The following is a 14,305-nucleotide window of genomic DNA, read 5'->3' as shown; positions in this document are numbered from 1 at the left end:
CCGATCCCCCGCGTGGGTCACTCGGACGGCTGCGGGGTCAGGCGGTGCAGCCCCTTACGGTCGTAGTAGCGGGTCATCGCGAACCCGAAGACCGCGGAGATGACGGAGCCGACCGCGATCATGATCCAGGCGCGCAGGAGACCGGCATCGGCTCGCGCTTCGAAGAAGAGGATGGAGCGGACCCCGCCGCTGAGCTGCCTCATGGGTTCGAAAATGCCGAGGAAGCGGTAGAAACCGGGGACCGCCTCCAGCGGAATGGTCGCTCCCGACGACGGCAGCCCCAGGACGATGAACACGAACATGGACACGAGCTGCCCGATCCCGCCGAAGGCCGCGTTGATGGCCTGGACGCCCAGGCTGACCGCCAGGGTGGCGCAGTAGGAGAAGACCCACAGCAGCGGCAGGTATGAGGCGTCCATGCCGAGGATCCCGACGGTCGCCAGCATGATCAATGTGGTCGTGAGGAGCGTGATGCCGGCGCTCATCACCATCTTCAGCAGCAACGTCTGCGTACGGCTGATCGGCACGGTGGGGCGGCGGGCGTGCCAGGGGCCGATCTCACTGTCGGCGTAGCCCAGAGCGGTGTCGACGCCCATGCTGGTGAGGTTGGCGCCCAGGAACCCGGTCAGGACGAGCAGCAGGGTGTAGTAGAAGGCGCTCAGGCCCAGGCCACTGTGGTCTCCGATGGGGTGCCCCACCTGCGTTGTGACGCTGATCGGATCGGCGAGCAACAGGCGTGCGGTGGGCGTGACTTGTCGGTCGGCGTTGGCTTCCGTCAGCTGTTTGCCGATGGTCCGGGAGGCCTGCTCGGCTGCCGTCGTACTGATTCTGCCGGCAAGGGAGGAGCCGAGGCTGCCCATGCCGGGGTTGGTCAGCACGGTCAGCGTCGGCCGCTGCGTGGCCCTGCTGGTGCCGAGCGCGCCGATGGAGTCGGTGAAGTCCGGCGGGATGACGAGGGCACCGTAGACCTTGCCCGATTCCAGCTCGTCCTGGGCCATGCCGCGGGTGAGCGGATGCCAGTCGACCTTGCCGCCGGATGTGTTGGCGAGGGCGGCCTGCGCGACCTGCGTCCCCAGGTTCCGGCTCTGCCCCGGCAGGGGTTTGCCGCGGTCCGAGTTGACGAGCGCGATGGGCAGGTTCTGCAAGTCGCGGTTCGGGTTCACGATGCCACCCATGTAGAGCAGGGACAGCAGCAGTGCGAGCATCCCGGTCAGAATGGTGGGTACCAGCCACAGCTTCGGGCGACGCACGAGTGCGGAGGCGCGCGCCTTGGCTGCGGCGTGGCGGGGTGCGCTGTCGTCGTCCATGCTTCTCCTCGGTTCGCGGCGCCGGGCCGGGCGATTGCACCTAAGGGTCGCCGGAAAGGCGCGATTGAGGTGCGTTTGTCACCTTCTCTGCCGCGACAGCCGTCCGCGACGACCAACACGGCCGAGGACGTACGACCAGGGGTCTTCCAGGTGCCTGCACCAGCAGTCCGGCCCGTGTGCCCACCCCGCCACGTGACCGGGCCCGCATCCCGCATCGGCTCCAGACACAGCAAGGCCCGGATCCAGAAGGATCCGGGCCTTGACCGTCAGTAGCGGGGACAGGATTTGAACCTGCGACCTCTGGGTTATGAGCCCAGCGAGCTACCGAGCTGCTCCACCCCGCGTCGGTAGACACCACCCTACGCCATCGCAGCCGGTCCCCATGACCATGTGCCCGCCGAGCGCTAGCGGACGAGGCACGGACGCTTGCTGTCGAACTGCCAGTCCGGGACGAGATACCGCATGCCGATGGCATCGTCGCGCGCGCCGAGGGCCTTCGTCCTGTAGAGGTCGTGGGCCGCGAGGAGCCGGTCCATGTCGAGCTGGACGCCCAGGCCCGGGGCGTCGGGCACGGCGATCTCACCGTCGACGATCCGGGGCGGGGCGGTGGTGAGGCGCTCCAGGCCTTCCTGCCAGATCCAGTGCGTGTCCAGGGCGTTGTACTCGCCGGGAGCGGCGGCTCCGCAGTGGGTCACCATGGCGAGGGAGATGTCGAAGTGGTTGTTGGAGTGGCAGCCCCAGGTCAGGCCCATCGCGTTGCAGAGCTGGGCCACGCGGACCGAGCCCTGCATGGTCCAGAAGTGCGGGTCGGCCAGAGGGATGGAGACCGACTGGAGGGCCAGGGCGTGGGTGAGCTGGCGCCAGTCCGTGGCGATCATGTTGGTCGCGGTGGGCAGGCCCGTGGCGCGGCGGAACTCGGCGAGGATCTCCCGGCCTGAGTAGCCGCCTTCGGCTCCGCAGGGGTCCTCGGCGTAGGCGAGGGTGCCGGACAGGGGCGTGCAGAGCTCGATCGCCTCGCGCAGCGACCACGCGCCGTTGGGGTCGAGGGTGATCCTGGCCTCGGGAAAGCGGTCCTTCAGCGCCTGTACCGCCTTGACCTCCTCGGCGCCTTCCAGGACACCGCCCTTGAGCTTGAAGTCACGGAATCCGTACCGGTCGTACGCGGCTTCGGCCTGGCGGACGATCGCTTCGGGTGTCAGGGCCTCTTCGTGCCGGACGCGGTGCCAGTCGACGGCCACGTCGGGTTCGCGGACGTATTCCAGGTCGGTGCGGCCGGGGTCACCGACGTAGAAGAGGTAGCCCAACACCCTTACGGAGTCGCGCTGTTGGCCGTCGCCGAGGAGTGCCGCGACGGGGACTTCGAGGTGCTGGCCCAGGAGATCGAGCATCGCCGACTCGACGGCGGTGACGGCGTGGACGGTGGTGCGCAGGTCGAAGGTCTGGGCGCCTCGTCCGCCGGAGTCGCGGTCGGCGAACCTGGCTCCGATCTCGCCCAGGACGCGCTTGTAGTCGCCCACCTTCGCGCCGACCACGAGGGACTCGGCGTCGCGCAGGGTCTGGGTGATCTTCTCGCCGCCCGGCACCTCGCCCAGGCCGGTGCGGCCTTCCGAGTCCTGGAGGACGACGACGTTGCGGGTGAAGTAGGGGCCGTGCGCGCCGGAGAGGTTCAGCTCCATGCAGTCCCGGCCGGCGACCGGATACACGGCGAACGCGGTGACGGTCGGCTGCTTGCTCAAGGTCATTGCGGTTCCTGTGGTCAGAAGGTGTGTGGGTTGATGTGTGTCACAGGCTCAGGACGTCCAGGGCCCATTCCATGGCAAGTACGCCGCCCAGGCCCAGCACCGCGAGCACCGTCGTGTACGTGGTCCTGACCTTGATCGCCTCGATGACCGAGAGGTTGAAGTACTCCTTGAAGAGCCAGAATCCGGGGTCGTTCACATGGGAGAACGCGATCGACCCGCAGGAGACGGCGAGCACCATGATTTCGGGGTGGATACCGCTGCCCGCGAGCAGCGGAAGCACCACGCCGGACGCCGTGACGACGGCGACCGTCGCCGAGCCGAGGGCGACGCGGAGGATGACCGCGATGAGCCACGCCAGGATGAGGGGCGAGATGGCCCAGCTGTCCGTGACGTCCTTGATGTAGTCGGCGATTCCGCCCTCCACGAGGACGTTCTTGAAGGCGCCGCCGGCGCCGATGACCAGGAGGATCATCGCCATCGCCTGAGCCGCCGAGGCGCAGGAGGCGCTGACCTCCGTAAGGCTGCGGCCGATGCGCGGCCCGAAGGCCCAGATCGCCAGGAGCAGCGTCAGCATGAGCGCGATCGGCGCCGAGCCGATGAACGCGACCGCGTGCAGGAGCGGGCTCTCGCCGGACGTGACCATGTCGATCACCGCGGCGCCCGCGATCAGGACCACGGGGAAGAGAGCCACGAGCAGCGACCAGCCCATGCCGGGCATCTCTTCGTCGGTGAACTCGCGGTCACTGACCAGGCCCTTGGGGATGGACGGGTTCATCGCCCTGACGAACGGCAGGCGCGGCCATGCGAGGGCGATGAGCGCTCCGGCAGGTACGGCGATGAAGAGGCCGTAGAACAGGGTGTGTCCGACGGAGGCGTGGAAGGTCGCGGCGACGGCGGTGGGGCCGGGGTGCGGCGGGAGGAAGCTGTGCATGGTGGACAGCGCGATGGACATCGGCAGCCCGACCCACAGCAGCTTCGCGCCGGTGACCCGCACGAGGGTGAACGCGATGGGCACGATGATGATGAAGGCGACCTCGTAGAACATGGTGACGCCGATGAGCATCGACGTGACCACCATGGCCACCTGCACCCAGCGCGGCCCGAAGGCGTCGAGGAGCCGGTTGGCTATTCGCTGCGCCGCCCCGGAGTCCCCCATGACGCGGCCGACCATGGCGCCGAGGCCGATGGTCAGCATCGTGTCGCCGATCTGGCCGCCGATGCCCTCCGAGAGGACGTCAGGGATCGTCGCCGCCGGAATCCCCTGCACCAGCGCGACGCCGATCGCCACGAGGAGGAGGGCGGCGAACCCGTTCATTCTCAGCCTGGTCATGAGGAAGAGCAGAATCAGAACGCTGATTCCCACTACGACGAGAGGCAAGTCAGTTCCCCTTTGAACTGTGGAGCGCGAGTCGGGCGGTTACGGGGGGGGGAGCGCGTCGAAGCGGTCAGGGCTTCGACTACGTGCGCTTGACGGTCAGTTGACGCGCCGCACGGCTCCGACGAGGTTCAGCCCGGCGTCCAGCACCTTCTCGAGATCCGCGAGGTCGGCCGGGGACGGGTCGGTGAGCGGGGCGCGTACGGGGCCGACCGGGAGACCCCGCAGCCGTGCCGCGGCCTTGACCAGGGAGACGGCGTAGCCCGGGACACGGTCGCGCAGGTCCACCAGGGGAACGTAGAAGTCGCGCAGCAGCTTGTTCACCGCCTCGTCGTCGCCCGCGCGCAGTGCGGTGAAGAAGGCGTTCGCGATCTCGGGCGCGAAGGCGTGGACCGCGGAGGAGTAGGCGGGCACGCCGACGGTTGCGTAGGCGCGGGCCTGCATCTCGGCGGTGGCGGCTCCGTTGAAGAAGAGGAAGCCGTCGGGTGCGGCGAGTGTCAGGCGCTGGAGCCGGTCGAGGTCGGAGTGCCCGTCCTTCAGACCGATGACGGTGGGGATCTCGGCGATCCGGCGCAGGGCGTCGGCGTCGAACGTGACCTGGTCACGCTGGTACGCGATCAGCGGCAGCCCGGTGCCCGCGGCGATCCGGCGCAACTGCTCCACCAGCCCGTCCTGCGGGGCACCGACCAGGTAGTGCGGCAGCACGAGCAGGGCGTCCGCGCCTTCCTCCTGTGCGATCCGGGCGAACCGCAGCGCCTGCGACCAGCCGTAGCCGATGCCCGCGACGACCGGCAGCCGCCCGTCGGCGACCTCGACCGTGACCCTGAGGACAGCCCGGTACTCCTCCTCGTTCAGCGAGAAGAACTCCCCCGTTCCACAGGCGGGGAAGACCACGCCCGGCTCGTTGGCCAACTGGGCGGTGAGATAGGTCCGGTAGGAGTCCAGATCCAGGCTGCCGTCGTCCCGAAGGCTCGTCAGCGGAAAGGACAGCACCCCCTTCGCCATCCCGTCACGCAGCCTCCGCGCGACATCCTCGGGTTGCCTACCGATCTCGTTCATAGATCTGATCCCCATATGCAGATGACGTCCATGTATGAGAATGGAGGCTAAGTCGGTGAACTGGCCGGGTCAATGGGTGAAGCGCCGCCGATTTACGATGACCGGCACCGGGAAGCGGGGGGACACAAGTGACATCAGGGGTTCGCGGGGTGAAGTCGGCACTGCGCACGGTCGCGCTGCTGGAGCTGCTCGCGGCGAGGGACGACCGGCCCGCGCGCCTGGACGAACTCGCCGAGGAAATGGACGTGCCGCGCAGCAGCATGTACCAACTCCTGCGGACCCTCGTCGACTGCGGCTGGGTGCGCACGGACACCACCGGCTCGCTGTACGGGATCGGGATCCGCACCCTCCTCACCGGTACGAGCTACCTCGACAGTGACCCCCACGTGCGTACCGTGCGCCCGTACCTCGACGAGGCGTCGGACGCGCTCGGCGAGACGATCCACCTGGCGCGGCTCGACGGTCCGTACGTCGTCTATCTCGCGACCCGCGAGTCCCACGAGTACCTGCGCACGATCAGCCGTGTCGGCCGCCGGGTCCCCGCGCACGCCGGCGCCCTCGGAAAGGCGTTGCTCGCGGAGCGTGCGGACAGTGAACTACCGCTCGGCGACGGCCCGTTGACCGCTCTCACGGAGAACACCCACACCGACCGCGCCGCACTGCTCGCCGACCTGACGGAGGTCCGCGAGCGGGGCTACTCCCTCGACCACGAGGAGACGGTGACCGGCATCGCGGGCTTCGGCTTCGCCTTGCGGTATGACGTGCCGGCGGTCGACGCCATCAGCTGCTCGGTCCCGGTCGCCCGCCTCACCGGGGAACGTCAGGAACGCGTCGTCGCCGTGATGCGGGACGTACAGACGAAGATCGAGGCGCTGTTGTCGCCTCGCTCGGGGGCGCCTGATTGGCGGTGAGTCGGTGCGCCGGGGTGAGCTCTGAGCTTCGTCACAGGTGTCGGAGCAGGGCCTCCAACGCCGGATTGTCGTTGTTCTTGCGCCACACCAGGTTCAGCTCGACCGGCTTGGGCTCCCTCAGGTACAGCGGCTTGTACGTGATCCCGCTGAACCTCATCTGAGCCGCGGCCTCCGGGACCAGAGCGATGCCCCAGCCGGCGTTCACCATCGCCAGAATGCTGTGCACCTGGCTGAGGTACTGGGTGAAGACGGGTGCGACCTGGGCCGCGCGGAAGATGCTGACGAGCAGCTCGTGGAAGTAGCGGGCCTCGACCGGCGAGTACATCAGCACCTGCTCCCCGTCGAAGTCCTCCACGCGCAGATCGCCCTCGCGCGCGGCCAGCGGATGACCGGTGGGCAGAGCGGCGAGCAGACCCTCCCTGACGGCGGGCCGGGTCTCCAGATCGGGCCCGGTGTTCGCGGGGCGGATCATGCCCAGGTCGAGGGAGCCTTCGGTGATGGCCTCCAGCTGGTCGCGGGTGACCAGTTCGCGCAGCACGACCTCCACTCGAGGCATGGCCGAGCGGGCCACTTCGAGCAGGGTGCCGAGGGCCGAGTTCGCGCTGGCCGCCGTGAATCCGATGGCGATGGCGCCGGCCTCACCGGCCGACACCTGCCGTACGGCGAGGGCCGCGTGCTCGGACTGGCGCAGGATGTGGCGCGCCTCGTTGAGGAAGGTCCGGCCTGCCGGGGTGAGCCGCACGGACCGGTTGGTGCGGTCGAGGAGCTGTACTCCGAGGTCGTGCTCGAGGAGTTGGATCTGCCGGCTCAGCGGGGGCTGCGTCATCTGGAGGCGCTCCGCGGCGCGGGTGAAGTGCAGTTCCTCGGCCACCGCCACGAAGCTCACGAGCTGTGCCAGCGTGAACAATGATTCCCTCCGGGTATCAGCGCATGCAAAATTGGTCTTGGACGTGGATCAATCGCCGACTTTAGCTTCAAGGGGAATCAACGCCTCCGTCGGCCGCAGGCCGGCAGCCGCCCGCGCCGACATCAGCCCGCCCCCACCCGCCGACACGACCGGGCGCGCACAGCCCGCCGACTGGTCGCATCCGCCTCACACCCCAGGGACACGCAGTGGTGACGAAGACCCACACGACCACCAACGCCGCGCACGTCGCAGGCGAGGCGACGCTCGACAGGATCTCCTGGATCAGGCTCTCCTCCGTAACGCTGCCGCTGGCCACGCCGATCAGCGACGCCAAGGTCCTCACCGGACGTCAGAAGCCCATGACCGAAGTGGCGTTCCTTTTCGTGGAGTTGGAGACCGAGCAGGGGCACGAGGGCATCGGCTTCAGCTACTCCAAGCGGGCCGGGGGCCCCGGCCAGTTCGCCCACGCCAGGGAGATCGCCGACGATCTGCTCGGCGAGGACCCCAGCGACATCGGCAAGATCTGGACGAAGCTGGCGTGGTCCGGCGCCTCGGTGGGCCGCAGCGGTCTGGCCACACAGGCCATCGCCGCGTACGACGTGGCCCTGTGGGACCTCAAGGCCAAGCGCGCGGGCCTGCCGCTGGCCAAACTCCTGGGCGCCCACCGCGACTCCGTACGCTGCTACAACACCTCCGGCGGCTTCCTGCACACCCCGACCGAGCAGGTGCTCGACAACGCGTCCGCCTCCCTGGCGAGTGGCATCGGCGGCATCAAGATCAAGGTCGGCAACCCCGACCGCAAGCAGGACCTGCGCCGCCTGACCGCCGTCCGCGAGCACATCGGCGACGACGCCCCGCTGATGGTCGACGCGAACCAGCAGTGGGACCGGCCGACCGCCCAGCGGATGGGCCGGGCCATGGAGGAGTTCGACCTCGTCTGGATCGAGGAGCCGCTCGACGCCTACGACGCCCAGGGGCACGCCGCGCTCGCCGCTTCGCTCGACACCCCCATCGCCACCGGCGAGATGCTCGCCAGCGTGGCCGAGCACTGGGAGCTGATCCGCAACAACGCGGCGGACATCATCCAGCCCGACGCCCCGCGCATCGGCGGCATCACGCAGTTCCTCAAGCTCGCGGCGCTCGCGGAGCACCACAACCTCCAGCTGGCACCGCACTTCGCCATGGAGATCCACCTCCACCTCGCGGCCGCCTATCCGATCGAGCCGTGGGTGGAGCACTTCGACTGGCTGGAGCCGCTGTTCAACGAGCGCCTCACCATCAGCGACGGCCGCATGCACGTCCCGTCCCGCCCCGGCCTCGGCATCACCCTCACCGACCAGGCCCGCGCCTGGACCCAGGCCACCCATGAGGCCGGCAAGCGCCACTGACGCCTCATGGCGCAACGCTCACTCGTCCGGCGCCCCCTCAAGGGGGCGCCGGACGCATGCCCGCACCTCCCCCGCTCGCGTAATACCGATCCTGTATCACCGGATGCGAAATCAGTGTTGGACCGGCATGAGTCGTTGCTCGTAGCGTCGTCACCAGGGGCACCCATCACGCCCTACCTCGATTCCAGGAGCAGAACGCAGATGACGTCGTCCTACACCCCGTCAGAGCTCGGCAGGCGCATCGGATCCGGCCTGCTGTCCTTCCCCGTCACCCACTTCACGGCCGACGACCACTCCTTCGACGAGAGCGCCTACCGCGACAGCATCACGCGCCTGGCCGGGTACGAGGTGGGCGGCCTGTTCGCCGCCGGCGGCACCGGCGAGTTCTTCTCGCTGACGGGCGCCGAGGTCGAGCGTGTCGTCGCCGCAGCCGTGCAGAGCGCCCCCGAGTCGACGCCCATCCTGGCCCCGGCCGGATACGGCACACGTACGGCCGTCGAGTACGCGCAGGCCGCGGAACGCGCGGGCGCCGACGGCATCCTGCTCTTCCCGCCGTACCTCACCGAGGCCGGGCAGGAGGGCCTGGCCGACCACGTCGAGGCCGTGTGCCGCTCCACCTCGCTCGGCGTCATCGTCTACAGCCGCGCCAACGCCGTCTACACCGCACCCACGCTCGCCCGCATCGCCGACCGCTGCCCCAACCTCATCGGCTACAAGGACGGCGTCGGCGACATCGACACCATGACGCGGATCTACGCCCGCCTCGGCGAGCGCCTCACCTACATCGGCGGCCTGCCCACAGCGGAGACGTTCGCTCTCCCCTACCTCGAACTCGGCGTCACCACGTACTCGTCGGCCATCTTCAACTTCCTGCCCGAGTTCGCCCTCGAGTTCTACGGCGCCGTCCGCGAGCGCAAGCACGACACCGTCATCAAGCTCCTGGGCGACTTCGTCCTGCCGTACACCGAGATCCGCAACCGGCGGCCCGGCTACGCGGTGAGCATCGTGAAGGCGGGCATGACCGCGGTCGGCCACAGCGCGGGCCCGGTCCGACCGCCACTGACCGATCTCACTCCGGACGAACTGGCCGAGCTCGCCGCGCTGATCGACGGCCTGCCCACGGCCTGACGTCCCGTCGGAGTGCCCGCCACCGATGTGGCGGGCCGCCGGTCACAGCTTGAACACCACTCCGCGCCACGTCCACCCCGCACCGAGGATCGCGTTCGCAACGGTGCCTTCATCTCCGCGGGGTCGAAGCGGAACACCTCCGTCTTGTGCAGGCGGCCGTCGGACCCCCGCTTGACCTCCCACTGCCGGCTCACCGTGGTCACCTGCCCTCGGGAGTACTCACGTGACCGGGCGAGCCTGGGCGTGTCCCCGACCCACGTGACCTCCCACTGCTCGTCGAGCGCGCGAACCTCATTGCTCTCCGGGACCAGGCGCATCCTCGTCTTCAGCGTCCGGCTCATCTGGCTCCGCGAGAAGAAGGTGCGCCAGGCCGGTTCCATGACCCGCCACTCGGCGACGAGGTCGGCACCCTCGGCCGGGGTGCCATTACGTACGACGTACGGCACGTCGGGCCCGTTGATCGCGAGCAGCGCGGCCCGGACTTCTCCGGCCGGGCGCGGTATGACACCGGCGTCGGGATGCCTGGTGCCGGTCAGTTTGTCGAAGAGGCCCATCGGGTCAACCTACGGAGACACCGGCCGTACGGACAAGCTCGCCGCCGGCCTGCGCCACGACCCTCGCGCAGACCAACTAGCGTTCCGCGCTTCGTCTTCGCCGGTACCGGGAGATCGACCGGCCGGCCTCCGTCGCGAGGCCCAGCACGAGTATCGAGCCCAGCACCGATGCCACCAGAGCCTGCGAGACGGCTGCCGCCCGCAAGTCCACCTCGAAGAAGCCGACGGCGGCCAGGCCGGGCAGCGCTGAGCCGGCACCCAGCACCACGACGATCCGACGTGTCCCGCCGGGAACGGAACTCCCCTGCGTCGCCCAGACCTTCAGGCTCTCCCGGAACCAGAACAACGCCAGAGCCGCCACTTCGAGGCCGGTGACCAACACCGCCAAGACAAGATCGATCACCCAACCCAACACGTCCCCATGCTTTCGCGCCGACCGGATCCTGGCCTGAGTACGGATACTCAGACCCCTGCACGCCGGCGCGATTTTGCCGTCTTTTTTGCATCCGACCGCACAACCATTTTATGAATGCCATTCGCGCGGCGACGCGCAAAAAGAATTCTATGAATGCTGGAACTGGCGGACCGCGAGTGCAGTCTTATCCCGTGACCAGGAGCCCGCAGGATTCACTGCGGCACCGAATGACGGGGAAGGTTTCACCGACCATGCACGCTCGCACTCGCACCGCTCTCTTCGCCTCCGCCGCTATCGCGGCCACGCTCTCCCTCACCGCGATCACCCCGGCCCTGGCCGGCACGTCCGCCCACACCACGGCTGTCGCCGCCCCCGCGCCGTCCCAGGGCGACCCGCGAAGCACCACCAACCGCGTCGCCGATTTCTACGGTGCGTACATCGACTCGATCTGGGACAACGAGGACCCGGCCGCCGGCGCCAACGCGAAGGCACTGCGCTCCTTCTACCTGTCGGCGGCGGCGCAGAAGAAGGTCGCCGCGTTCGAGGCGAAGGAGCACGCCGACGGGATCCTGTTCGCGCAGAACGTGCCCGTGAAGTGGAAGGTCGACTACACGGGCTCCGGTGCCGGCCACGCGACCTCGCTCGTCACGCTCACCTGGAGCGACGGCGCCAACCCCGAGGTCACCAAGATCAAGGTCCAGTCGGACCTCCAGACCCGCAAGATCACCGACCTGGCGGCCGTCAACTAGCCCGCGCCCGCCTGGCAGTGGCCCGTACCGGAGACGTCCGGTACGGGCCACGCGCATCTCCCTTTCACAGGGGCATTCAAAAGCACGGCCGTCGATCGCAATCTCACGGGCCGCGCTTTATCGGCTCATCGCATTCGAGGGCGCAGGCGGGGTCTGAATCACTGCATCAATTTCTTTCCCTTGGCCTCGTCCAGATCCCGGTAGGCAGCGATGGTCCGCTGGTAGACGCCCCAGGTCGCTTCGACCTCGACGTGCTCCTCGACGGCGAACACCGCCTCCAGTCGGGTGCGCTGCTTCTCGGTGAGAAAGCCCGCGCCGGTGTGCAGGGTGCGGCGAAGAGCCGATGGACGTCGCCGATCAGTACACGTAGACGTACTGATTGAGGACGTTGATCGAAGGCGCCGGATGGCTCTCAGTGGTGCCGTTGGGGCGGACCCGACGCGACAGATGTGTCGCAGGCGTGGGGCCCGTTCGGATGTACCGAGGTAGCGGTCACTCCGCCGATCTGGGGTTTTTGCGCTGGTTGGCATTGAAGCGCGCCTTCTTCTGACGATTCCCGCACGTGTTCATGTCACACCACTTGCGGGTGCGACTCTGGCTGGTGTCGAAGAAGGCGGCTTGGCAGGTCGGTGATGCGCACAAGGCCAATTTTCCGTCTCGCTCGCCTGCGATGATGCTGATCGCGTCGGCGGCGATCACGCTGAGGGCATCTTCCACGCAGGAAGCCGAGCTGAGCCGCCATCGCCGCTCACCCTCGGGCGTCAGGATCGCCGCGGCCCGACCCCGAGTGCTGCAGTCATTGATGACTTGGACAGCAGACGCAGGGAGAGCGTCCTGGATCGCGGCCGCTGTCGCGGCGGCGTGAATCGACTCCCTCAGTTCCCGAGCGAGGTCGAGCTGAGCAGTCGTGCAGGACGCCACGGCGAGGCCGTTCGCTGCCAGCCAGTCGACAAGTCGGTGCGGCGTGGGAATGCGCTCGACGGCGTTGCCATGACGCTCCGACAGAGTCCCCGTGAAGCTGGTCGCCAGCACGCTACCGAGGCGGAAGTCAGGGAACCCAGCACGCATGGAACCACCTTAGCCGGTTGCACGCCGGCATGAAGGCACGGTAGAACCGCCATAGCCGGTTCGCACTGGTTCGCAGCCGGTTCCACGATGGCCAGGAGGTCTCATGCCCCGTCCAAGCAGCGACGTGCAAGCATTTGAAGCCCAGGCAACTGACGCTGACCTCGACGATCTGCGCGCGCGACTGGCCGCGGCGCGGCTGCCGGAGGCCGAGACGGTCTATCGCGCCGCGCCCGACCCCCGCCGATGGGAACAGGGCGTTCCTCTCGCCGACCTCGTGGAGGTCGTGAACTACTGGCGCACCGGGTACGACTGGCGGTCGTTCGAAGCGCGCCTTAACCGAATCGGCCAGTTCCGCACGACCATTGATGGTCTGGGAATCCACTTCCTGCACCTCCGATCCGCGCGCGCAGATGCCACTCCGCTGATCTTGACGCACGGCTGGCCAGGCAGCATTGCCGAGTTCATCGATGTAGTGGACGAGCTGGCAGATCCGAAGGATGCAGACGCGCCGGCGTTCCACGTCGTGGTCCCGTCGCTACCAGGCTTTGGTTACAGCGACAAGCCGGCCACCACCGGGTGGGGAATCGAAAAGATCGCGGCCGCATGGGTGGAACTGATGGGAAGGCTCGGTTACAGCAAGTTCGCAGCCCACGGCGGCGACTGGGGAGGTAATGTCACCACGGTTCTCGGCGGCAGGTTCCCGGCGCACGTGCTCGGCATCCACACAACGTTCGCGTTGGCACCGCCCGGGTTGACAACGGACGGGTTGACGGCGGTCGAGCGCAAATGGACCGAGGAAACCCGCGATTTCTGGCGCCATCACCGGGCGTACGCGAAGCAGCAGGCGACCCGACCGCAGACCATCGGCTACTCGCTCGTCGACTCACCGGTCGGGCTTCTTGCCTGGATCCTTGACAAGTTCGCCGAGTGGTCAGACACCGAAGACAGCCCGTTCGAGACGATTTCAAGAGACAGAATTCTTGACGACGTCACCCTGTATTGGCTGACGCGGACCGGCGCATCGGCGGCCCGCATCTACTACGAAAGCCCCAACTCGCTCGATCCCGAACTTCGGGTCGACGTCCCGTCAGCAATCACTATGTATCCCCGCGACATCGAGTCGCGCACTCCGCGTGCCTGGGCACAGGAGCGGTACCGACAGATCGTCCGATGGAGGTCGCCCGAAATCGGGGGGCATTTCCCGTCGCTGGAGGTTCCCGAGTATTTCGTGAAAGATCTACAAGAGGGCCTCGCGGCAGTGCTGGCCGCTAATCGGTGAACGCGGCTGGGTACCGGCACTCGCTCACCGCCCACGTGCTGCCGTCCCGATGAACTCGGTCGGGAAGCTGTCGGGCAGATACAAGAAATTCAGTTCGGCCGGGCTACACGCGGGCGACCCGGTGGCTCTCTGGCCAAGTCAACGGGCTTGCGTTGCACTGACGTTGTGGACGCCGGGACTGCTGCCGTGGTCGTCATGGAGGCCTGACCGACCTTGACTGCCCAGCAAACGACAGAGGGCAAGGAGAGTGTTCACTCCCTTGCCCTCTTCAACATATAGCGCACAGGGGGCCTTGCGGCAAGGCCCCCGTCTTGCCGCAGAATGGCCGGCCTGGGCCACGACCTGCGGAAGTCAGAGATTCGCGTAGTACATGAACTTTGTTCACGTATGGGGCATACGTGAACCTCGCCATCGCCGTCATCG

General features: G+C 67.9%; 12 protein-coding genes, 1 tRNA gene and 2 pseudogenes. 5 read left to right on the top strand and 10 right to left on the bottom strand.

Annotated features, from left to right (window positions below):
* Nucleotides 1–17: 17 nt before the first annotated feature.
* The 5 genes from CG723_RS13005 to CG723_RS12985 all read right to left on the bottom strand — a co-directional run bounded on the left by CG723_RS13005 (nucleotide 18) and on the right by CG723_RS12985 (nucleotide 5,483).
* On the bottom strand, nucleotides 18–1,307 hold the full coding sequence (locus tag CG723_RS13005; RefSeq protein ID WP_100593422.1) for a YhgE/Pip domain-containing protein: 1,290 nt from the start codon (nucleotides 1,305–1,307) through the stop codon (nucleotides 18–20).
* Between the two features lie 270 nt (nucleotides 1,308–1,577).
* Nucleotides 1,578–1,651 (bottom strand) — tRNA-Met (locus tag CG723_RS13000).
* Nucleotides 1,652–1,711: 60 nt separating this feature from the next.
* Entirely contained in the window at nucleotides 1,712–3,049 is a 1,338-nt protein-coding gene (locus CG723_RS12995; protein ID WP_100593421.1) for an enolase C-terminal domain-like protein, read from the bottom strand.
* Between the two features lie 40 nt (nucleotides 3,050–3,089).
* Nucleotides 3,090–4,427: a gluconate:H+ symporter gene (locus tag CG723_RS12990; RefSeq protein ID WP_100593420.1), complete on the bottom strand. Its 1,338-nt coding sequence runs from the start codon at nucleotides 4,425–4,427 to the stop codon at nucleotides 3,090–3,092.
* A gap of 96 nt (nucleotides 4,428–4,523) precedes the next feature.
* On the bottom strand, nucleotides 4,524–5,483 hold the full coding sequence (locus tag CG723_RS12985) for a 5-dehydro-4-deoxyglucarate dehydratase (RefSeq protein ID WP_199841736.1): 960 nt from the start codon (nucleotides 5,481–5,483) through the stop codon (nucleotides 4,524–4,526).
* Between the two features lie 149 nt (nucleotides 5,484–5,632).
* Here CG723_RS12985 and CG723_RS12980 point away from each other — a divergent pair, with 149 nt between their 5' ends.
* Entirely contained in the window at nucleotides 5,633–6,394 is a 762-nt protein-coding gene (locus CG723_RS12980; protein ID WP_100593419.1) for an IclR family transcriptional regulator, read from the top strand.
* A gap of 31 nt (nucleotides 6,395–6,425) precedes the next feature.
* Here the strand turns inward: CG723_RS12980 and CG723_RS12975 are convergent, their stop codons facing one another.
* Complete coding sequence (locus tag CG723_RS12975) at nucleotides 6,426–7,301, bottom strand: LysR substrate-binding domain-containing protein (protein WP_100593418.1); 876 nt, start codon at nucleotides 7,299–7,301, stop codon at nucleotides 6,426–6,428.
* A 206-nt stretch (nucleotides 7,302–7,507) separates the two neighbouring features.
* Here CG723_RS12975 and CG723_RS12970 point away from each other — a divergent pair, with 206 nt between their 5' ends.
* A complete protein-coding gene (locus CG723_RS12970; protein WP_100593417.1) occupies nucleotides 7,508–8,689 on the top strand; it encodes an L-talarate/galactarate dehydratase in 1,182 nt (393 codons plus the stop codon).
* A gap of 201 nt (nucleotides 8,690–8,890) precedes the next feature.
* Nucleotides 8,891–9,817, top strand: coding sequence for a 5-dehydro-4-deoxyglucarate dehydratase (gene kdgD / locus CG723_RS12965; RefSeq protein ID WP_100593416.1), 927 nt, complete (start codon nucleotides 8,891–8,893; stop codon nucleotides 9,815–9,817).
* A gap of 42 nt (nucleotides 9,818–9,859) precedes the next feature.
* Here kdgD and CG723_RS47505 read toward each other — a convergent pair.
* Nucleotides 9,860–10,371, bottom strand: a pseudogene (locus CG723_RS47505) (hypothetical protein).
* Between the two features lie 76 nt (nucleotides 10,372–10,447).
* Nucleotides 10,448–10,786, bottom strand: a complete 339-nt coding sequence (locus CG723_RS12955) for a hypothetical protein (RefSeq protein ID WP_100593415.1) — start codon at nucleotides 10,784–10,786, stop codon at nucleotides 10,448–10,450.
* A 251-nt stretch (nucleotides 10,787–11,037) separates the two neighbouring features.
* On the opposite strand from CG723_RS12955, the gene CG723_RS12950 reads away from it, so the two are divergent.
* On the top strand, nucleotides 11,038–11,535 hold the full coding sequence (locus CG723_RS12950) for a hypothetical protein (RefSeq protein ID WP_100593855.1): 498 nt from the start codon (nucleotides 11,038–11,040) through the stop codon (nucleotides 11,533–11,535).
* A gap of 164 nt (nucleotides 11,536–11,699) precedes the next feature.
* Here CG723_RS12950 and CG723_RS12945 read toward each other — a convergent pair.
* Nucleotides 11,700–11,870 (bottom strand): annotated as a pseudogene (locus tag CG723_RS12945) (ISL3 family transposase); the annotation flags it as partial.
* Nucleotides 11,871–12,027: 157 nt separating this feature from the next.
* Nucleotides 12,028–12,603 carry a CGNR zinc finger domain-containing protein gene (locus CG723_RS12940; protein ID WP_100593414.1) on the bottom strand — a complete coding sequence of 192 codons (576 nt, stop codon included), beginning with the start codon at nucleotides 12,601–12,603 and terminating at the stop codon, nucleotides 12,028–12,030.
* Between the two features lie 103 nt (nucleotides 12,604–12,706).
* Between CG723_RS12940 and CG723_RS12935 the strand changes: the two genes are divergently transcribed.
* A complete protein-coding gene (locus CG723_RS12935; protein WP_100593413.1) occupies nucleotides 12,707–13,882 on the top strand; it encodes an epoxide hydrolase family protein in 1,176 nt (391 codons plus the stop codon).
* Nucleotides 13,883–14,305 lie beyond the last annotated feature (423 nt).

The organism is Streptomyces sp. CB01635 (genome assembly GCF_002803065.1).
Taxonomy (GTDB): domain Bacteria; phylum Actinomycetota; class Actinomycetes; order Streptomycetales; family Streptomycetaceae; genus Streptomyces.
This window is presented reverse-complemented; position numbering and strand designations above follow the sequence as displayed.